The 19,718-nt window shown below is 43.2% G+C and carries 20 protein-coding genes; 6 read left to right on the forward strand and 14 right to left on the reverse strand.

Translation table 11 applies throughout. The features are described 5' to 3' along the window. Positions 1–189: 189 nt before the first annotated feature. From accA to dnaE, 5 genes are all read right to left on the reverse strand, one after another. Positions 190–1,188, reverse strand: a complete 999-nt coding sequence (accA, locus tag ACYP5M_RS10160; RefSeq protein ID WP_101222913.1) for an acetyl-CoA carboxylase carboxyl transferase subunit alpha — start codon at positions 1,186–1,188, stop codon at positions 190–192. Continuing rightward, positions 1,185–2,048, reverse strand: a complete 864-nt coding sequence (gene accD / locus ACYP5M_RS10165) for an acetyl-CoA carboxylase, carboxyltransferase subunit beta (protein ID WP_230176751.1) — start codon at positions 2,046–2,048, stop codon at positions 1,185–1,187. Before accD ends, accA begins: the two co-directional genes overlap by 4 nt. Positions 2,049–2,138: 90 nt before the next feature. Further along, positions 2,139–2,768 carry a FadR/GntR family transcriptional regulator gene (locus ACYP5M_RS10170; protein ID WP_101222915.1) on the reverse strand — a complete coding sequence of 210 codons (630 nt, stop codon included), beginning with the start codon at positions 2,766–2,768 and terminating at the stop codon, positions 2,139–2,141. Between the two features lie 5 nt (positions 2,769–2,773). Further along, positions 2,774–4,015 (reverse strand): NADP-dependent malic enzyme, encoded by a 1,242-nt coding sequence (ystJ, locus tag ACYP5M_RS10175; protein ID WP_101222916.1) that lies wholly within the window; start codon positions 4,013–4,015, stop codon positions 2,774–2,776. A gap of 112 nt (positions 4,016–4,127) precedes the next feature. Next, positions 4,128–7,487 carry a DNA polymerase III subunit alpha gene (gene dnaE, locus ACYP5M_RS10180; RefSeq protein WP_459735004.1) on the reverse strand — a complete coding sequence of 1,120 codons (3,360 nt, stop codon included), beginning with the start codon at positions 7,485–7,487 and terminating at the stop codon, positions 4,128–4,130. A gap of 182 nt (positions 7,488–7,669) precedes the next feature. Here dnaE and ytrH point away from each other — a divergent pair, with 182 nt between their 5' ends. Together ytrH and ytrI are read left to right on the forward strand one after the other, a co-directional pair. Continuing rightward, positions 7,670–8,005: a sporulation membrane protein YtrH gene (ytrH, locus tag ACYP5M_RS10185; RefSeq protein ID WP_034309135.1), complete on the forward strand. Its 336-nt coding sequence runs from the start codon at positions 7,670–7,672 to the stop codon at positions 8,003–8,005. Next, the gene (gene ytrI, locus ACYP5M_RS10190) at positions 8,002–8,505 is read left to right on the forward strand and encodes a sporulation membrane protein YtrI (RefSeq protein ID WP_101222918.1); all 504 of its coding nucleotides are present in this window, start codon (positions 8,002–8,004) and stop codon (positions 8,503–8,505) included. Before ytrH ends, ytrI begins: the two co-directional genes overlap by 4 nt. Before the next feature lie 71 nt (positions 8,506–8,576). On the opposite strand, the gene ACYP5M_RS10195 is transcribed toward ytrI, so the two are convergent. After that, positions 8,577–9,512: a DHH family phosphoesterase gene (locus tag ACYP5M_RS10195; RefSeq protein ID WP_402938888.1), complete on the reverse strand. Its 936-nt coding sequence runs from the start codon at positions 9,510–9,512 to the stop codon at positions 8,577–8,579. 168 nt (positions 9,513–9,680) lie between these two features. Here ACYP5M_RS10195 and ACYP5M_RS10200 point away from each other — a divergent pair, with 168 nt between their 5' ends. Then, positions 9,681–9,983 (forward strand): YtpI family protein, encoded by a 303-nt coding sequence (locus tag ACYP5M_RS10200; protein WP_260358625.1) that lies wholly within the window; start codon positions 9,681–9,683, stop codon positions 9,981–9,983. Positions 9,984–10,010: 27 nt separating this feature from the next. Here the strand turns inward: ACYP5M_RS10200 and ACYP5M_RS10205 are convergent, their stop codons facing one another. The 3 genes from ACYP5M_RS10205 to ACYP5M_RS10215 form a co-directional block, all read right to left on the reverse strand. Further along, positions 10,011–11,330, reverse strand: coding sequence for a DRTGG domain-containing protein (locus ACYP5M_RS10205; RefSeq protein WP_137018167.1), 1,320 nt, complete (start codon positions 11,328–11,330; stop codon positions 10,011–10,013). Positions 11,331–11,401: 71 nt separating this feature from the next. After that, entirely contained in the window at positions 11,402–11,626 is a 225-nt protein-coding gene (locus tag ACYP5M_RS10210) for a hypothetical protein (RefSeq protein WP_260358307.1), read from the reverse strand. Positions 11,627–11,825: 199 nt separating this feature from the next. Continuing rightward, positions 11,826–12,506, reverse strand: a complete 681-nt coding sequence (locus tag ACYP5M_RS10215) for a metal-dependent hydrolase (RefSeq protein WP_459735005.1) — start codon at positions 12,504–12,506, stop codon at positions 11,826–11,828. Positions 12,507–12,625: 119 nt separating this feature from the next. Between ACYP5M_RS10215 and ACYP5M_RS10220 the strand changes: the two genes are divergently transcribed. After that, the gene (locus tag ACYP5M_RS10220) at positions 12,626–13,723 is read left to right on the forward strand and encodes a M24 family metallopeptidase (protein ID WP_459735006.1); all 1,098 of its coding nucleotides are present in this window, start codon (positions 12,626–12,628) and stop codon (positions 13,721–13,723) included. Positions 13,724–13,804: 81 nt separating this feature from the next. Here ACYP5M_RS10220 and bamE read toward each other — a convergent pair whose 3' ends face one another. Continuing rightward, entirely contained in the window at positions 13,805–14,374 is a 570-nt protein-coding gene (bamE, locus tag ACYP5M_RS10225) for an outer membrane protein assembly factor BamE domain-containing protein (RefSeq protein WP_459735007.1), read from the reverse strand. A gap of 221 nt (positions 14,375–14,595) precedes the next feature. Here bamE and ACYP5M_RS10230 point away from each other — a divergent pair, with 221 nt between their 5' ends. Continuing rightward, positions 14,596–15,030 carry a universal stress protein gene (locus ACYP5M_RS10230; RefSeq protein ID WP_133350611.1) on the forward strand — a complete coding sequence of 145 codons (435 nt, stop codon included), beginning with the start codon at positions 14,596–14,598 and terminating at the stop codon, positions 15,028–15,030. 55 nt (positions 15,031–15,085) lie between these two features. On the opposite strand, the gene argH is transcribed toward ACYP5M_RS10230, so the two are convergent. Continuing rightward, positions 15,086–16,465, reverse strand: a complete 1,380-nt coding sequence (argH, locus tag ACYP5M_RS10235; RefSeq protein ID WP_459735008.1) for an argininosuccinate lyase — start codon at positions 16,463–16,465, stop codon at positions 15,086–15,088. Next, positions 16,462–17,667: an argininosuccinate synthase gene (locus tag ACYP5M_RS10240; RefSeq protein WP_192206055.1), complete on the reverse strand. Its 1,206-nt coding sequence runs from the start codon at positions 17,665–17,667 to the stop codon at positions 16,462–16,464. The genes argH and ACYP5M_RS10240 overlap by 4 nt, the downstream gene beginning before the upstream one ends. A 213-nt stretch (positions 17,668–17,880) precedes the next feature. On the opposite strand from ACYP5M_RS10240, the gene ACYP5M_RS10245 reads away from it, so the two are divergent. After that, positions 17,881–18,195, forward strand: a complete 315-nt coding sequence (locus ACYP5M_RS10245) for a hypothetical protein (protein ID WP_459735009.1) — start codon at positions 17,881–17,883, stop codon at positions 18,193–18,195. Positions 18,196–18,252: 57 nt separating this feature from the next. Here the strand turns inward: ACYP5M_RS10245 and ACYP5M_RS10250 are convergent, their stop codons facing one another. Then, positions 18,253–18,765, reverse strand: a complete 513-nt coding sequence (locus ACYP5M_RS10250; RefSeq protein WP_101222926.1) for a MogA/MoaB family molybdenum cofactor biosynthesis protein — start codon at positions 18,763–18,765, stop codon at positions 18,253–18,255. Beyond that, positions 18,762–19,604, reverse strand: coding sequence for an EcsC family protein (locus ACYP5M_RS10255; protein ID WP_459735010.1), 843 nt, complete (start codon positions 19,602–19,604; stop codon positions 18,762–18,764). The genes ACYP5M_RS10250 and ACYP5M_RS10255 overlap by 4 nt, the downstream gene beginning before the upstream one ends. Positions 19,605–19,718: the final 114 nt, after the last annotated feature.

Genomic DNA, 19,718 nt, shown 5'->3' on the forward strand with positions numbered 1-19,718 from the left:
ACTTATGCTCACTTGATGTTATAAGCCTAACCGATTCTCTTCAGAAATTGAAGTAAAATGGCGTAAAAGTTTACATTCTACACACAAACCATATTCTTTACTCGTTTCGGTAATGAATACATATGCGCCATGAAAGGATGAAAAAACGTGTTGCCCCAGGCAGCACGTTTTTCCATTTACAAAATGTGTTTATGAATGCTGTTCCACTTCCTTAGGTTCGCCCTCAGGTTGTTTTGCAAATTCATATTCACCGATTTTCTTGAATTTCATATAACGCCGGTTGATTAGATCATCACTATTCAATGGCAGAAGTTCCTTGAATGAACGTTTCAGGATATCCTTGATGGCTTCAGCCTGTAAATTCGAATCCCGATGGGCGCCGCCCCTCACTTCAGGAATGATCTCATCAATGACTCCTAAGCGGTTTAAGTCGGGAGCCGTGATTTTCATCGATTCCGCAGCCCTCTTAGCCTGGGAGGCATCCTTCCACAGCAAGGCTGCAGCCCCTTCTGGGGAAATTACCGAATATGTTGAGTTCTCAAGCATGAAAATTCGGTCTCCGACGCCAAGTGCCAATGCACCTCCGCTTCCGCCTTCACCGATGACTATACTGATTACCGGTACCTTCAGCCCTGCCATTTCGAATAGGTTTTTCGCAATGGCTTCACTTTGCCCGCGCTCTTCAGCAGCTTTACCAGGGAAAGCTCCCTTCGTATCAATGAAACAAATGATCGGCCGGTTGAATTTTTCAGCCTGTTTCATCAGACGCAATGCTTTTCGGTAGCCTTCAGGATGGGGCATACCAAAGTTACGACGGATGTTTTCCTTCGTATCCTTACCTCGTTGATGGCCGATGACCGTCACGGCAAGTCCATCAAATTCCGCGATTCCAGCGACAATCGCTTCATCATCCCCATAATAACGATCACCATGAAACTCGATGAAGTCATTGAATAATAGCGGAATGTAATCAAGCGTAGTCGGACGTGCTGGATGCCGGGCAATCTGAACACGATCCCACGGTTTAAGATGGTTATAAATATCCACTTCCAGCTTCTCTAAACGCTTTTCCAATGTTTCGATTTCAGCTGTAAGGTCTACATCAGCATCCTTCGAAATTGACTTTAGCTCTTTAATCTTATTTCTCAGGTCCGTAATGGGACGCTCGAACTCCAATTCGTAAATCATAACCATTCACCGCCCGGGGCATGGATTTTAAGGATCGTCGTCAAGGTTTCCTTCATTTCCGTACGTTTGACGACCGCATCCAATTGGCCGTGCTTCATCAAGAATTCAGCCGTTTGGAAATCTTCAGGAAGCTCTTCATGGATCGTCTGTTCAATGATCCTTCTTCCCGCAAAACCAATAAGGGCTCCAGGCTCGGCTAGATTAATATCGCCAAGTGACGCGAAACTTGCCGAAACCCCGCCTGTGGTAGGATGGGTCATCATTGATATGATCAGTCCACCTTCATTGCTGAATATCTTGAGTGCTGCACTTGTCTTTGCCATTTGCATCAAGCTTAAAACACCCTCCTGCATCCGAGCGCCGCCTGATGCGGTAAAAATGATGAACGGAATCTTCAACTCACCTGCACGTTCAATGGCACGGGTAATTTTTTCCCCAACAACGGATCCCATGCTCCCCATCCGGAAATTCGAATCCATTATGGCTGTTGAAACTTGGTACCCATTGATGCTTCCAACTCCTGTTACAACCGCCTCATTAATCTTGGCTTTCTTTCTATCTTTTTCTAATTTTTCCAGATAATCCGGAAATTCAAGCGGGTTAACTGAAATCATTTCTTTATCAAATTCATTAAAACTGCCGGCGTCGAATAAAAATTCGATGCGCTCATGGGAAGACATCGGATGGTGGTGCCCGCAATGTAAACAAACTTTCTTGTTTTTCACCAATTCTTTTGTATACATGATTTTTTTACAGCCGGTGCACTTTGTCATGATTCCTTCTGGTACATCTTGTTTCTCCCGATCTAAAGGAACCGTTGCATATTTCTTCTTAGACTTCGCAAATAGCTCTTTAAGCAAGCTTAATCCTCCCTTTACCACCAATTATCTATTTTATGATACTTGGTACAAACTATATCAGAAATAAAATTAGTATCGTGTAAAAAGGTGTCACTCGTCCTTCGACATATTTCTAATTCTAATAAGATACGTTTCGATGGCTTTTTCTTCATCACGTTCGAGCAAATATGTAAGAAGTGACAGATAATCTTCTTTTTTCACATTACCCTGTACCATCTCTGATGTTCTAGCATAGCTGTTGACAATGCGCCAAATTCTTTCCAGCAATCGATTGCGATTCAAAATGGCAATCCTTAAGAAGAAATCATCATCATGAAACTCATCCGCCTTGACCCAGACCATTAATCTTTTGATGTCCTCAGCCGTAGCGAAAAAGGCGACGATCCGCAAACAGTCAATTTCAATCAGCCTTTTCGTCTCAGACAAATCTTCTTGTACTTTTTTATCTTGCAAAAAAAAGGTTCCCAGAAGCTCGACTAGCTTATGCTCCTGGAAATCCCTGATAAACGTCCCTTCACCACGCCTTGTTTCTATTAATCCTAATAGCTCTAAGGCACGCAATGCTTCACGGACAGAGGAACGGCCTACATTAAAACGATCCGATAACTCCCGTTCTGATGGGATTTTATCTCCCGGCAGGAGGCTGTCCGCTTCAATCATGCTACGTAGGCTCTCAACTACATCGAGATAAATTTTGGATGAAGATGTACGACCTGCCAAATTAATTATTCCTCACTTTTTCCAATGATCGCTAATTTCCTTGTTTTTTCTTTAATTTCCTCGGGATCCACATTAATTCTAGCCACTCCCGTTTCCATCGCTGCCTTGGCAACAGCAGCCGCAACGGCAGGTGCTACCCTCTCATCAAATGGAGCAGGGATAACGTAGTCTTCGTTTAACTCATGTTCCTGTATTAAACCGGCAATGGCTTGTACTGCTGCAACCTTCATTTTTTCATTGATATGTGTTGCACGTACATCCAAGGCACCACGGAAAATCCCTGGGAAAGCTAGGACGTTATTGACCTGATTCGGGAAATCCGAACGGCCCGTTCCTACAACCTTGGCACCCGCTGCTTTCGCATCTTCCGGCATGATTTCCGGATCTGGATTAGCCATCGCGAAAATGATCGCATCCCGATTCATCGAAGAAACCATTTCTTTTGTCAATGCACCTGCGGCAGAAACACCGATAAATACATCAGCGTTTTGAATGACAGTTTCCAAAGGTCCTGAAACCTTATTTCGATTTGTGACTTTCGCCACTTGTTCTTTTGTATCATTCATACCTGTCGAACGGCCCTCATAAATGGCACCCTTCGTATCACACATGATGATGTCACGAACTCCATAGCTATAAAGCAATTTAATGATGGCAATGCCCGCAGCTCCTGCTCCATTCGCCACCACTTTAATTTCCGACATTGATTTATTCACAAGTCGTAACGCGTTCACAAGACCGGCAACAGTAACAATGGCTGTACCGTGCTGATCATCATGAAAAACAGGGATATTCATTTCTTTCTTGAGTCGTTCTTCAATTTCAAAACAATTTGGTGCGGCTATGTCCTCTAAGTTCACTCCACCGAAAGTAGGTTCGAGTAATTTAACGGTCTCTACAATTTTGTCCACATCCGTCGTTTTTAAACAGATTGGGAAAGCGTCCACTCCAGCGAAACTTTTAAATAAAACGGCTTTCCCTTCCATAACCGGCATAGCAGCTTCCGGACCGATGTTTCCAAGTCCCAACACAGCCGTTCCATCAGAAATAACGGCAACAGTATTCCCCTTCATTGTATAGTCATAGACGGTTTCCGGCTTATCGTAAATATCTTTACACGGTTCTGCGACACCAGGAGAATAAGCCAGGCTTAAATCTACTGCATTCCTTACCGGTACTTTCGAAACTGTTTCTAATTTCCCTTGATTCAAGCGGTGCATATGTAATGCTTCTTCTCTTAATGTCATAGTTTCACTCCTAAAACAAATTGGATAACCCATATCTTATATGCTGAAATCTAGTGGTCAGACCACAGCGGCCTGTTTTCAATATAACATAACTATTAAAGTTGTAAAACAGTTATTCTTTCTTGTAAACCACATTCCCTTTTCCAACCAAGTCAAATAATGCCTGCATCAGACTATCTGAAGGATTGACCCAATCCCAATAAGATAGCTGTACATAGCGGTTTTCCCTCTCGTAAAAAAGCATGACCTTGGTTTCACCGCTATGCTGCATTAAAATTTTTTTTATTTTTTGCAGTGTATCCTTCGTTTGCTTGCCGGCCTCAATTTTCAGGAATATCGTTCCGTTATGTTCCTCTTTCATCTGCTTCACTTTTTCAAGCGGGTAAACGTTCCTGATCAGGAGCTGTGTTTTTCCATCCCGCTCTTCCAATGTTCCTTGCAGCATAACGAGTTGTCCATGATTTAATTCAGCAGAGTGGTTTTTATAAACATTTGGAAAAACGACCGCTTCAATATCCCCCTCTTCATCACTAACGCTCAAGAAAGCCATCACATCGCCCTTTTTTGTCCTTATTGTTTTAACCGACGTAATGTATGCGCCAAGTAAGACTTTTGATTCCTTTTTATCGGTAGCTTCATCTATGGTCAAGCAGCCGAAGTGCTGAAAAAGTTCTCTGTAGCTTGTCACCGGATGATTCGATAGATAAAGGCCCAATGCGCTTTTTTCCAATGAGAGTTTGTGCTCGATAGGGATGGGATCGACCCGGTTGTATTTCGGTTTGAGTGAAAACTCACCATCCGAAAACATATCGAATAGGTCATCATCCGGATTAACCAATTCCGTATGATTGATCGCTACGTCCAAGCTCGCCAACAATGTTGCCCGGTCTTCACCGAATTCATCAAATGCACCTGAATGCACAAGCGCCTCCAACACTTTCCTATTTACGATTTTCCCTGAAACGCGCAAACAGAAATCGAATAAATCAGCGAACTTCTTCTGCCTCCTCGCAGCAAATATTTCTTTCAGGACCGTACCGCCTATCCCTTTTATGGCTCCAAGGCTATAACGGATCCCTTCCTTTTCGGGTAAAAACGGGTATCCGCTCCGGTTAATCGAGGGAGGCAGAACCGATATCCCTTTCTTTTTTGCTTCACGGATATATTGCGAAATCTTTTCATCATTCCCGACGACCGATGTCAAGAGTGCTGCCATGAAATATTCCGGATGGTGAGTTTTCAAGTAACCAAGCTGATAAGCGATGAAACTATACGCCACCGCATGGCTTCGGTTGAATCCGTAGTTAGCGAAGCGGACAATCAAGGAATAAATCTCATCTGCCGTTTTTTCGGAATATCCTTGTTTCAATGAGCCGCTCACGAAATGCTGCCGCTCTTGATCCAGAACATCCTTCTTCTTCTTGGAAACGGCACGGCGGAGCAGGTCAGCCTCCCCTAGTGAAAACCCGGCTAAGCGGGAGGCAATTTGCATGATTTGTTCTTGATATACGATGACCCCGTAAGTAGGCTCGAGGATATCCTTCAAATCCTCGTGAAGGTAATCAATCTGAGCCAGTCCATGTTTTCTCTCGATGAACAGCGGTATATTTTCCATCGGACCTGGACGATATAGGGCATTGACCGCGACGATATCCTCGAATCGGTTCGGTTTCAGCTTTATCAAAACCTTTCGGATGCCATCCGATTCGAATTGAAACACCCCGGTTGTTTCTCCTCTCCCTAAAAGGGCTAGCGTCTCGGGGTCATCCATAGGGATATGGGACAAGTCGAGCTTTTTCCCCGTTCCCTTTTTAATGTTATTTAGAATATTATCGATGAGCGTTAAGTTGCGAAGTCCAAGAAAATCCATTTTAAGAAGTCCCAGTTCTTCGAGAAGGTCCATTGGATATTGAGTCAGATGGATTCCGTCATGCCCTCCCTGAATCGGAATATGCTCGGTCAGTGCCTGGTCGCTGATGACGACGCCGGCAGCATGAGTCGAAGCATGGCGAGGCAGACCTTCAAGCAATAACGCGGTTTGAAAAAGTTTTTGATTCAGGTCACTCTCATTAACGAATTCCCTGAGCCTTTTCGATTCCTTGAAAGCCTCGGGAAGCGTGATGCCCAGACGGCCTGGAATCATTTTCGATACCGCTTCCTGTTCCTTTGAATTCAAGCCGAAAACACGTCCTGTGTCCCTTAACGCAGCCTTGGCAGCCAAAGTTCCGAATGTAATGATTTGTGCTACATGAAGTTCCCCGTACTTCTTCGCGACATAGGCAATCACTTCTTCGCGGCGGTTATCCGGAAAGTCAATGTCGATATCCGGCATCGAGACACGTTCCGGATTCAGGAAACGCTCGAACAGCAAGGAATGTTCGATAGGATCGACATCCGTTATCGACAGGACATAAGCTACCATCGACCCGGCGGCAGAGCCCCTTCCAGGACCAGTAAGGATTTGATGGTCCTTAGCGAATTTCATGAAATCCCAGACGATTAAAAAGTAATCGCTGAATTTCATCTTTGTGATGACATCCAGCTCATATCGTAGGCGCTCTTCATATTGGATGGATGGCTCCGGCAATCTTTTCTTCAGCCCTTGGAAACAGATGGCTTCGAGCATTTCCTCGGCTGTTACTCCATCTTCAGTAGGGTACTTAGGCAGCAGTGAACGATTAAATGGGATTTCCAGATTGCATTGCGCGGCAATATGTAGTGTATTTTCGAGTGCATCCGGTCTGTCATGGAATAGTTCTGCCATCTGAGCCCGGCTTTTCAAATAAAATTGATCTGATTCAAGTACCGTATGCGTCTCATCCGCCAGCTTGTCGCCATTTCCAATTGCCAACAGGACTTCTTGTGCGAGTGCATCGCTTTCATTCAAATAATAGACCGGATTCGTCGCGACAATCTTTATCTCTAAATCTCTCGCCAACTGACTTATGGCTTCGTTACCTTTTTCCTCATCCGCAATCGAAAGTCTCTGTATGGATATATAAAAATTATCATGACCAAAAATTTGCAGAAATCGCCCTGCTGCCTGTTTGGCTTCTTCAGGATTTTCTTCTCTCAATAGCGTTTCTATTTGCCCCTCCGCACCCGGTGTGATTGCAATCAAACCCCTGGAATAGGCTTTTAGCCAATTCATCGGAATGCCTGACGGGGATTTCGTTTTTATGGCACTGCTTATTTTAAGCAGGTTTTGATATCCTTGTAGACTTTTTGCCAATAAAAGAAGTCCATGTGGCGATTCCCGTTCATCAAGGACATCCGCAAGTATGCCGATGATCGGCTTTATACCTTGTCTCTTGCATTCTTTATAAAAATAGACCGAACCGTACATAACATTTCGATCGGTTAAGGCAAGACTTGTACAGCCTTCCGCTTTCGCTTTGGCCACAAGTTCAGTGATTTTCACCGTACTTGTCAGCAGGCTGTATCCGCTCTGAATATGGAGATGAGTATACACGTTTTTTCTCCCACCTTTGTAAGGCATGTTTCTTTTCATTATAGTGTTTATTTCAAAAAAAGAAAATATGTTCTCATTACCAATGCAATTTAACTTCCTGATTTCCTGCGACTATCATATTACCTCTGAACTTCCCATATAAATGGAATAGAAGAATATCAAGCAAAAAAGGATGATGATATATGAATGAAGCCTTTGTTCCAGCCTTTCTCAACAGCTTTTTCATATCGCTTGGCGTATTGCTTGGCGGCTCTATAATCGGGGGCCTCGCGGCTTTTTTTACTGGACAAGCCCCGATGACGACTGTATTCCGGCTGTCGGACAGCCTTCGTATTTGGGCCATTGTCGCTGCGATCGGGGGTACTTTTGATATGGTCTATAATTTTGAACGCGGTATTTTCCACGGAGAAACGAAGGATATAGTCAAACAGGTCCTATTGATTCTATCTGCACTTGGAGGGGCACAGACAGGAGCACTGATCATAAACTGGTTCACGCAAGAGCATATTTCACCATGAGAATTCCTCCCTATCACAGGTCTCCCACCTGGCAGCGTTTTTTTGCCGGAGCCGCACTTGGCGGATTGATCAGCTGGGTTATTTTCTTTTATATGCATGGTGTTCAGCAGGAGAAGCAGATCCGGATCCTTCACGAACAAAGAGAAGAAATCAAGGATTTAAACGGGGAAATCGCAATTTGGGAGCAGGATTATAAAAAATTGAATGAGAAAAACGAGGAAATCCTGACGATTCAGGAAGTGGAAGTAACCATCACGAATGAAAAATACAGTCTGGATCGGCTCAGTATTGCAGAAGCGGAGGATGTGATTGAGGACGACCTTTCCTCTCTTCTCGCCAAAGATGTCGCCAGTGTTTATGAAGGAAAGGTGCTTTTGAAAAAATCGATAGAAAATAAGATCGTGACCATCAATAAAAAGCGCTATCAACTTGAAGTCGTCGAGATCATGTTTTATACGAAAATGAGTATTGAAATCAAACTAAAAAGGACTACTTCTTAGATGTTGGCTTAATTGATTTCTACTAAATTTAAAGACCAAATCATATGCGATTTGGTCTTTAAGTTTTTTCATTACGCTTTATTCAACTCTTCCATGTCGGCAAGGATATTATCCACTTCATCCCAAGAATGAATCGAAGCCCCTGCTGCAAGCGGGTGGCCTCCGCCGTTATATTTCCGGGCAATCGTATTGATGATTGGTCCTTTAGAACGGAAACGGACTCTGATTTCTTTATCCTCTTCAATGAAGAAGACCCAAGACTTAACATTTTTAATGGAACCGAGTGAGGAAACGAGCTGAGATGCCTCAGATGTGGAAGCATGGAATTTTTCAAGTATATCTTTTGTGATGATCATTTTCCCTGTGCCATAGGGAAGGATTTCAAAATGCTGTAGCACATAGCCATTCAACCGGACTATGCTTTCCTCGACGTCATACATTTCCTGATATAACTGAGGGCGGGAGAACGAGTAGTGAATCAACTCACTGGCATAGGCAAATGTCTTTTCAGTCGTACTTTGGAATAGGAAACGACCTGTATCGCCAACAATGCCTGCATATAGAAGGCGTGCCGCTTCATCACTCATCTTCAAGCCTTCCTCTTTCCCGAACTGGTAAAACTCATAAATCATTTCACTTGTCGAACTTGCCGATGTATCGACCCAGCGCATATCGCCATATGGATCTTCATTGGGATGATGATCGATTTTAATCAGTTTATCCCCCGTTGTGTACCGTGCATCACAAATCCGGTCCGTATTTGCGGTATCACAAACGATTACCAGAGCACCTTGATATGTTTCATCCGAAATCACATCAAGCCTTCTTAAGTAATTCAATGACGGTTCTTCTTTCCCGACCGTAAAAATTCGCTTTTCGGGGAAAGATGCTTTCAGGATTTCCGCCAATCCCCCCTGTGAACCATAAGCGTCCGGATCTGGACGGACATGACGATGGAGAATGATAGTATCATAACGCTTTATATCTGCTAATATTTCAGCTTTCATATAGATCTCCCCTTAACATATGTATTATCGAGCCTAATAAAGATGATATATTTCATTTAATCAAAAAATTGCGGAAATAGGAAGACTCATCTTGTTTACTGTGGCATTCTCTTTCATTTCCCGCTACAATAAAAAGGTACATATGTTAAATTGGGGGAATTTCAAACGATGCCTATTCTTGTCACCTTGATCGTTCTTTCATTAGGGGTCTATCTGTTTTATAAAATCAAATCGGTCCGAACCAGAATGCCGATGGAGAAAAAGTGGATTTCAGGGAAATCTTCCATTGCCCTAGGTGCGTTTGTCGCACTATTCGGAGTCAATCAGCTTTTTCTATTCCACACGACCATCACTTATATCATTGCTGCCGTTTTCATCTTCGTTGGCCTATTCAGTATTTGGGGCGGCTATAAAATGTATAAATTTTATTTGCCGCATGCAATCGAAGAAGCTGCAAATCAAAAAGGATAATCGAAATTCGATTATCCTTTTTATTTTTCATGATCGGTCAAGCAATTGGCAAGTCAACATCGCCTTGCCGACAAGTTTGCCTTGGTTAAACACTTCAACATCCACTTTTCCGAATTTACGTCCTACATCGAGTACACGAGGATGGATTTCAAGCGTACTGTCGATCTGGACTGGCTTGATGAAATAAATCGTCATGTTTTCCACGACCAAGTCACCGCGCTTATAGCTTCGAAGTGCACGATTTGCTGAGTCGGTGACCAATGTCGTGAACACACCGCTTGAAATGGTTCCAAGGTAATTGGTCATCTGCGGAGTAACTCCATAGTTATACACTTCCTCGCCCTTGCCCCGATTCGAAGTCATCACAAGCTGGCTTGTAATCGTATCGTCGATCGTTTCGCCGACCTGAGGCTGCCTTTGGCTCATTTGCAGTGCCTTCAGGACATCCTGCCTGCTCACGATACCCTTGAGGATATGACTATCATTCACGACCGGGATTAACTCAATCCCTTCCCAAACCATCATATGTGCAGAAGATGCCACACTCATTTTATCGCCTACGGTCATCGGGTTTTTCGTCATCACCTTATCAATGAGCGTCAGCTCTTCCTGTCCGATGATATCTTTTGATGTGACCATTCCTTGAACCTTCATATTGTCATCGACAACAGGGAAACGGCTATGACCGGATTCCTGATTCAGTTCATGCCAAGTCTGAACCCGGTCACCCACCGTTAAAAAGGTCGTTTCCTGTACGGGTGTCAAAATATCCTCCACCAGCAAGATTTCCTTTTTGATCAATTGGTCATAGATTGCCCGATTGATCATCGTTGCGACGGTAAACGTATCGTAACTTGTTGAGATGACCGGCATCTCCAATTCATCGGCTAACCTTTTAACGGGCTCTTCCGTATCGAATCCCCCGGTGATCAGCACCGCTGCACCCGCTTTTAACGCGTGCTCATGGGCCTGTGTACGGTTCCCGACGATCAGCAGGTTTCCTGCACCCGTATATCTCATCATGGCATCCAGCTTCATCGCCCCGATGACGAATTTATTTAATGTCTTATGAAGTCCCGTTTTCCCACCCAGAACTTGTCCGTCAACAATATTGACTACCTCTGCAAAAGTGAGCTTTTCAATATTCTCTTTTTTCTTTTTCTCAATGCGGATCGTGCCTACCCGCTCAATCGAGCTCACGTAGCCCTGGTTCTCCGCCTCTTTAATTGCCCGGTATGCCGTACCTTCACTAACATTCAATGCTTTCGCTATTTGACGGACGGAAATCTTTTCGCCGACAGGGAGCCCATCGATATGTTTTAATATTTGTTCATGCTTTGTAGCCAAGCGCTTCACCCTTTTCACGGTATTCCTATTCCCCATTATAAGGTCAAAGAGCCTAGTTTATCAAACAACTACTAGTATTGGCGCAACCTTTTATATTCAGGCTGTCGTTTTACCTTTTGTTTCTTAGGAGAATATAGTATGCCCGTCAAGTTTCCAGCTACCGCCAACAATGCAAACAACAGCCAAGATCCAGCGAACAGACCCTCCAGACCACCACTTTCCAACGATAAACGCGGCACGGCATAATACAGCATCACACCGCATAGTAGCAAACACAGAAATAACCTCTGTTTCATCAAACCCCCCCTTTTTTTTCATCTATTCATTTTATGCCTGTGAAAGGAAAAAAGACTTGGCTGCAAAACGAGACTTTACTTTCCGATTGCTGTAATGACCCTGCAGGAAAGGCAATGCCGCTTAGAAAATTGGTCATTTCAGCCTGCCATCCCCACGCGATACACAAAAAAACGGAAGCCCTGCAGGCCCCCGCTTCTTTTATAATTCGATTTCATCCCCGACTTCCATGATCAGTCCATTTCCCTCTTCAAGCATATCGATGAATTTGTTAGGATCCTGTTTGATGACAGGGAAAGTATTGTAATGAATCGGCACGACTTGTTTGGCTTGAAGGAACTTCGCAGCAAGTGCGGCATCTTCCGGGCCCATGGTGTAATTGTCGCCGATTGGCAGGAATGCCAAGTCAATCGGATGTCGCTCCCCGATCAGCTTCATATCGGAAAATACCGCTGTATCCCCCGCATGATAGACCGTTTTCCCTTCTATCGTAAGCAATATGCCAGCAGGCATTCCCAAATAAATGATTTGCCCTTCCCCGTTATTGAATCCCGTTCCATGGAATGCTGGCGTCAGTTTCACCTTTCCAAAGTCGAACTCGAAAGCTCCGCCGATGCTCATCCCGTGTGTTCGAACCCCTTGAGCACCCAGGTAGTCGGCCAACTCTGCAATGCCGATGACAAGTGCATCATGCCTTTTGGCCAATTCAACCGTATCACCGACGTGGTCATTATGACCATGTGATAAGATGATCACATCCGGTTTCACATCTTCTACCTTCAAGTCGGTCAATTCGTTTCCGGTAATGAACGGATCGATTAAAATCGTTTTGCCATTCGTTTCGACCTTTACAACTGCATGTCCATGAAAAGATACTTTCATTTTTGGTGCTCCCTTCCCATACCAACTAATTTTTTTAAGTAGCTTTCTTAAGCCTTTCCCATTTACTATACTATTAAATATTGCTAAGGTAATTATAACTTATTAATGGAGGTATCGTCATGAATGAACGTTTGACAGAACTACAAAATTGGCTTCAGGCCAATGAGGCTGAAGCCGCTTTACTTACATCTACAGAGAGCATCTTCTATTTGAGCGGTTTTTTTAGTGATCCTCATGAAAGACTGCTGGCACTTGCCATTTTTGCAAATGCCGAACCATTCCTTATCTGCCCGCAGATGGAAGTCCCGGATGCTAAACAGGCTGGATGGAATGGAGATATCATCGGTTACACCGACATTGAAGATCCATGGGAAAAAGTTAAGCAAGCAGTGGAGAATCGCGGGTTATCTATTCATAAAATGGCCATTGAAAAAGAGCATATGAATGTAGAACGTTATGAAAAGGTCCAACAACACTTCGGAGCTCCAAAGCTCGTTTCCGCAGAAGAAAAACTTCAAAGGATGCGAATGATCAAGTCGGAAGATGAAATGGTCAAAATCCGTGAAGCATGCCGCCTTGCCGACTTTGCGATTGAAGTAGGTGTCAACGAAATTCATGAAGGTAAAACGGAAATGGAAATCCTTGCGGCGATAGAATTCGAGTTGAAAAAGGCAGGAGTCAGCCAAATGTCTTTCTCCACCATGGTCCTGACTGGTAAAAATGGCGCTTCCCCACATGGCACACCTGGGAATACGAAGGTTCAGCGCGGCGACCTTGTCCTCTTTGACCTTGGCGTCGTTCATGAAGGGTACTGCTCTGACATCACTAGGACGGTCGCATACGGAGATATCAATGATAAACAGGCAGAAATATATGAAACTGTACTTAAAGCACAAGAAGCTGCCGTTAGAGCCAGTAAACCAGGTGTATCCTGTTCCGAGATAGACCTGACAGCCAGAAACATCATCAGCAAAAAGGGATACGGTGAATTCTTCCCGCACAGACTCGGCCACGGGCTTGGGATCAGCGTCCATGAGTATCCATCCTTGACTGAAACTAATTCCCTCAAGCTTCAATCCGGAATGGTTTATACCATCGAACCTGGCATATATGTTCCAAATGTTGCAGGCGTAAGGATTGAAGATGATCTATTGATCACGGATACTGGCTGTGAGGTTTTGACCAAATTCCCGAAGAGCCTGCAAATCATAAAATGATAATGCATTAACCAATTAATATAACAAAAACCGGATACCCCCGCCTTCATTTAAGACGGGGGTATTTATTCAACATTTCAACTAATCGGTCCGCAGTTCATACTTCATTGCTTTATCACTGCCGTCAAACCAAATGACCAGCCATTCACTATCAATTCTTATGATTCCCCTCTCTGCACCGAGATAATAAACAACATTATCTTCCTCTTTAAAATATTCCGTTTCTGTTGGAGACCCTAAAAGCGTAAACACTTCTTCTTTTGTCATGCCTATCAATTCGTGTTCATTCATTAAATCTTCTACCAGATATACTCTTCCTTCATCATCATTTAGCCATCTTTCAGCGGTGAAGCTTGATTCATATTCATACACCCCCAACAGAACCACACAAAAAAATAGAAGGGCAAAGCCAAGGCATGTAATGAATATAAATCTAATTTTGAGTTTCCTTTTATTATGCCGGTCGGTATATTTCCATGAAATCCATTGAAAAAATAGTAATAGAATAAATGGAAGCAGCAGTGCTGATATACTCATTAAACTTATAGAAGCATGTGCAGCATTGATGAAAAAAATATAAATGAAATAGATCAAAGCATACAAAAGCACAAATGAATATAATGCATAGTTTACTATTTTTGAAACACTCAAAGAAAAAACTCCCCTTTCACATTAAAGATTACCATAAATAAACAAATGCGTTCCTGCAATGATTCCTTACATCATAAGAGTTGGAAACATATTGTTCCATTTTTCAATTTCCAGATTATTGGCATAAACATTCGCTAATTTGTTACAATTGAAATCAGATCCATTAGGTAAATCATAGTATAATAGGATTTAAATAGAAGGAGGAGATTCACTTGAATAGTATAGATTATAAAAATATTCTTGTTGCAGTGGACGGCTCGGAAGAAGCAGAGTGGGCTCTAAAAAAGGCAATCTACTTAGCAAAACTCAGTGACGCTACCCTTGTGCTCACACACATCGTGGATACAAGGAATTTCCCTACTGTCGAAGCTTATGATATGACTATCCGTGATCACTCTGAAACCTTTGCCAATGAGTTATTGGACAAGTATAAAACGGAAGCCATTGCTTCCGGGATTACAAAGGTCCAAACAGAAGTTGCATATGGTTCTCCTAAAGTTCAAATTCCAAGGGATTTAGCGAAAAAGCATTCGATCGATTTAATTGTTTGCGGTGCAACGGGCCTTAATGCAGTCGAACGTTTCCTTATCGGCAGCGTGTCGGAAGGCATCGTTCGCCATTCAAACTGTGATGTTATGGTCGTGCGTACGAATTAATAAGAGAAAATGATAAAAAGCTCGTTCGCCAAATTGGTGAACGAGCTTTTCCCTGTTATTCACTTACCAGTTTTTCCGCTTTTTCAATCGCCAGCAAGACTTGGGCAAAACCTGTACCGCCCGCACTGTTACGGCGTTTAACGGCTTCATAAGGATTTAATGCATCATAAATATCATGTTCAAACAAATCGGAAGCTTCCTGGAATTGTTCAATGCTTAGGTCCACTAAATAGCAGCCATTCTGGACACAGAACAATACAAGCTTCCCGACCACTTCGTGCGCCTTACGGAAAGGCATTCCCTTTGAAGCTAGGTAATCAGCTAATTCCGTCGCATTCGAGAAGTCATTTTTTGTTGCTTTTTCCATTACGTCCGTTTTCACTTTCATCGTTGAAATCATGCCGGCAAATATTTTAAGTGAACCAACAATGGTCTTAACCGTATCAAAAACGCCTTCTTTATCTTCTTGCATATCTTTGTTATAAGCAAGCGGCAGTCCTTTCAAAACAGTCAATAACCCCGTTAGGTTCCCATAAACCCGTCCTGTTTTACCACGGATCAATTCCGCCATATCAGGATTTTTCTTTTGCGGCATAATGCTGCTTCCCGTGGAAAACGCATCATCCAATTCAATGAATTGGAATTCCTGGCTTGACCAGAGAATGATTTCTTCGCTGAAACGGGATAAATGCATCATCATTGTCGCACTGTTGCTCATGAATTCAATGGCAAAATCACGATCACTTACCGCATCAAGGCTGTTTTCGTAAATTCCGTCAAACCCCAATAGTTCGGCACTGAGGGCACGGTCAATCGGGAAAGTCGTCCCAGCTAATGCCCCAGCACCCAATGGAGAAACATTGATCCTTTTGAAACTCTCGGTGAAGCGCTGCTTATCACGCTCAAGCATCCAAAAATAAGCCATTAAGTGATGGGCAAATGAAATGGGCTGTGCACGCTGCAAATGTGTATAACCTGGAATTAGTGTTTCCACATTTTTCTTGGATTGTCCCAAAATCGCTACTTGCAAATCATTGATGAGTTCCAGAATCACTTTCGTTTGGTTCCGCATATACAGATGAAGGTCGGTCGCAACTTGGTCATTACGGCTTCTTCCTGTATGAAGCTTTCCGCCAACTGGACCGATTTCGCTTATTAGCATACTTTCCAGATTAAGATGGATATCTTCCATCTCAACCTTAAAAGTCAATTCACCCTTCTCAGCTTTTTCCTGTAAACTTTTCAGACCCACAATGATCTGATCCGCATCTTCCTCAGGTAAAATGCTGCATTGCTTTAACATGGTTACATGAGCTAAACTGCCTTGAATATCTTCAAGCACAAGTTCCTGGTCAAAGGAAATGGAAGCTCCAAACTCATCTACCCATTCTTCTGCAGATTTCGTGAATCTTCCTCCCCAAAGCTTGCTGCTCACACTGTCACCTTCTTGTTATTGACCATGCTGTTCACTTTCGTTGGAAGTCCCCATAACTTAATGAATCCAACTGCTGCATCATGATCGAATTCGTCTGCTTTTGTATAGGTAGCCAATTTTTCGTCATATAGGGAGTACTCGGATTTTCTTCCTTCAACAATCGCATGACCTTTGAATAGTTTGACACGGACCGTACCCGTTACATTCACTTGTGTTTCTTTCAGGAATGCAGCCAAAGCTTTTTGAAGCGGAGAGAACCAAAGTCCTTCATAAATCAATTCAGTCATTTTCTTCTCGATCACTGGTTTGAAGTGAGCCAATTCTTTTACAAGCGTGATATCTTCAAGTTCTTTATGTGCAGCTATCAATGTCATCGCACCAGGAGCTTCATAGACTTCACGTGATTTGATTCCTACTAATCTATTTTCAACGTGATCGATACGTCCAACTCCGTGTTTGCCGGCAATTTGATTCAACTCGACAATCAGGTCAGCCAATTTATAGTTTTTATCATTCAATGTAACTGGAACACCTTGTTCAAAACCAATTTCAATGATATCAGCAGTATCTGGCGTACATTCAAGGCTTGCAGTCAAATCATATGCATCTTCCGGTGGAGCTGCCCAAGGATCTTCCAGGATTCCACATTCGTTACTTCTTCCCCAAAGGTTTTGGTCAATCGAGAACGGACTCGCCATGCCAATCGGAACGGGAATGCCATTTTTCGCTGCATATTCAATCTCCTCTTCACGAGACCATTTCCAGTCACGAACAGGTGCAAGAACTTGCAAATTAGGGTTCAAGGCGGAGATGGATACTTCGAAACGCACTTGGTCATTTCCTTTGCCCGTACAACCGTGTGCAACGGCTACCGCGTTTTCCGCTTCAGCCACTTCCACTAATTTCTTCGCGATCAGCGGACGTGATAATGCTGATACCAATGGATATTTCCCTTCATACAAAGTATGTGCCTGAAGAGCAGTCAATGCGAATTCATCAGCGAATTCGTCCTTCGCATCAATGACATAGGAACTTACCGCACCAACAGTGATCGCTTTTTCTTTAATGAAATCCAAATCTTTCCCTTCACCGACATCCAAGCAGCATGCCACAACTTCGTACCCTTGATCTTGTAACCATTTAATTGCAACGGAAGTATCCAAACCTCCGGAATATGCTAAAACAACTTTTTGATTTTTCATTTTCATCGTCCTTTCATGTGAATAAAAATTCATCGTTTGTTATTTTTATTCAATCTATGATTAGTACTTTATCATCTTTATTAAAGGAATACAAGGGGTATTTTAAAGATTTTGCTAAATAATCCGCTAATATTTTCAGGGAATTTACACATTGGATGCTTCCGCGAGAATATAGTAAACTAGGAGTATGAAAAATCGAAAAGCGGAGGGCATATGAAAAAGCTATTTACCTATGATGAACGGCTTGGCATCTCAATTCCCGATTTGAATCTGGAGTGGGATGAATATACAAAAGGCGAGCAACAGCAAATACTCGTACACTGGGAGAATATCCGGGGAAGCATCCCGGACCGCATCAAGGAACTTGAATCCACCATTAACCGAAAGCAGTTTCGGCTCTCCGATGAGAGTAATTTCGCCAAATCATGCCAGCTCAATTCCGAAATTGCGGAACTTGCTTCCATCATCAATGATTTATGGCTATGGTATCGTGCCAATCAAGTCGTAAGTGAAAAGATGCATAATTAAGGCCTATTCCATGCAAAAAAAGCCACAGTTTAAAACTGTGGCTTTTTTTGCATCCTCTTATAAATCCTTGCGAAGTTCACCAACGACATGTCCCAATTCCGGAAGAATCAATTTATTCATCGCAAGCCGAACCGCCCCTGATGAGCCCGGGGTGGAAAAAACGGCTTTATTGTTCACGACTCCGGCAATCGCCCTGGATAGAATGGCGGCAGACCCGATATCCTCTTGATAGCTAAGCATTCGAAAAATCTCGCCAAAACCGGGAATTTCCTTGGTCATCAACTCTTTGACCGCCTCGATCGTTACATCCCTATTGGCGATGCCAGTTCCACCATTTGTTAATATGACATCGACCTTGCTGCTTTGGCTACCAGAAGTGACCGCATCCTGAATCGCTTCCCGCTCATCTTTAACGATTACATATTCATTTACTTCATGACCATTCGAATTCAGCAATTCCATCATCAGTGCTCCACTTTTATCGCTTTCTTCATTACGCGTATCGCTGACGGTTATCACCATGCAGCGAACTGCCTCCGTTATGGCTTTTTTATGATTCTTGACACTCATTCTTCATCAGCCTTCTTCTTCAGCAAATAACGATATTGATAGAACTTCTGGGCAAATTCACTGACACTCCGGGTCATTTGATAATTGGATCCAGCCCCGATGGCCATGCTGATGAATGGTATGCCCCGAACCAGTTTTTTTCGAAAAACAGTAATGGATAATGCTTTCAACAGCTGCTTCAGCGGCTGTTCCATCCAGGTAGGGTTCGTCAGTTCTTCGATCCCCAAATAAAAATAGTCATCTTCTGCGGTCTGGACCTCGCGGATCAATTCTTCCCAGGCTATTCCTTGGAGCCTTTTTGGCATCGCTCCTGCATTGAATACCTTAAGAGCCAACATCATTTCAAACGGCGTATTCACCTCAACACCATAAGACATCGCAATTAGCTGTACGATCCTGACATTGATGACCGTCATGGCTGGAATATCGCTCCCTAGCAGAAGGAGGCCTCCTGATCCGCTCATCCCACCCTGTGCAAATGAATATAAGCGATGCTTAGCGATATGCTGATTGGCTATGTAATTCAACTGATCGATCGATAAGTGATTCAAATCACTCAACGTTTCGATTTCTTCATTAAACACGCGCGCAGATGCTAAAATCCGCTCTCTTGCATCTATTTGAACTTGTGAGCTCTGAACCATGGCATGTAAATGAAAAAGCCAGGTATCCAGCTTTTCAAAAAACTGTTGTTGGACGTTTTCAGGAAGCAGGGCAAACCCCTGCTCCAACCATTTATCATACAGTGCAGCAAGGTCCGTGGGCTCATATTGATAAAGTTTTTCCTGCCATTCACTAATTTCATTCCAAATTTTCATTTCCCGGTTCGTGAATTCCATGCATCAAGCCTCCTATGTACAGAATTGGTGGATTCTCCCTTAAGTATACCATAGAGGGAAGCCTTTCAGAGAACGGATGATAGGAATCCAGTGTGAATGGGGATGGGCTGCATG

The sequence above is a fragment of the Peribacillus sp. N1 genome (assembly GCF_054600815.1).